We start from the raw sequence: 795 nt of genomic DNA, 5'->3' as shown, positions 1-795 counted from the left end.
ATTTAAATCTACTTTCACGTTAGCTAAATCTAATTTTGTATTATTTAAATCTACTTTCACGTTAGCTAAATCTAATTTTGTATTATTTAAATCTACTTTCACGTTAGCTAAATCTAATTTTGTATTATTTAAATCTAACTTAATTTTTTCATGTTGCTTATAATTTTTAATAAGTGAAAAAAACCATTTTTTAAATCTATACATTTTTAGACCTTTTCAAACTGTATAATTTAAAAGGCAAAAGAAAAAGTTTTCCTTTGTACCAATGCTTAAATGCCTTAAGTATAATACTTCCGCAGCGATAAGTAATCTCATTTCGAATTAAAATTGAATCTAAAAATTCACTATATAAACTTACAGAAGGAAGTTTTAAATCTGGTCTAAAATATAAAATACTTTTATAAATTTTTTGCTCAAAATAATGGCTAATTAAAATCTTTAACAAGCTCAAAGGAAGTAAAATTTTTTTAAATATATTATTTGCTTTTATATAACAATGGCCTAACTTATACGTTAGTTGGTTTCGAATGCGAGATTTTAAGCTAATTAGACCATAATAAAACATTCTAGGATTTTCAATAACAGTATTAATAAGTTCTATTTTATGGAACCCAAATATGGAATAATCTATTTCATTTTCTTTAAAAATTTGCTCAAAATCTTTAGCAAATTTCTCAATAAATTCAAATTTATATTTATCATCAATTCTATTGAGAGTTGATATATAATTTCCATAACGATGAAGAGCACAAATAGGTGCTATATTTTGCTCTATATAAGGATTTTTTCTTAGAT

The 795-nt window shown here is 22.9% G+C and carries 2 pseudogenes; both read right to left on the bottom strand.

Annotated features, from left to right (window positions below):
• Positions 1-204, bottom strand: a pseudogene (locus H2280_RS08380) (radical SAM protein); the annotation flags it as partial.
• Positions 197-795: pseudogene (locus H2280_RS08375) on the bottom strand (glycosyltransferase family 2 protein); the annotation flags it as partial. The pseudogenes H2280_RS08375 and H2280_RS08380, both read right to left, overlap by 8 nt.

It is taken from the genome of Campylobacter sp. 2457A (assembly GCF_020135895.1).
GTDB classification, from domain to species: Bacteria; Campylobacterota; Campylobacteria; order Campylobacterales; family Campylobacteraceae; genus Campylobacter_D; species Campylobacter_D taeniopygiae.
The sequence above is the reverse complement of the archived record's forward strand: the minus strand, read 5'-3'. Positions and strand labels throughout refer to the sequence as shown.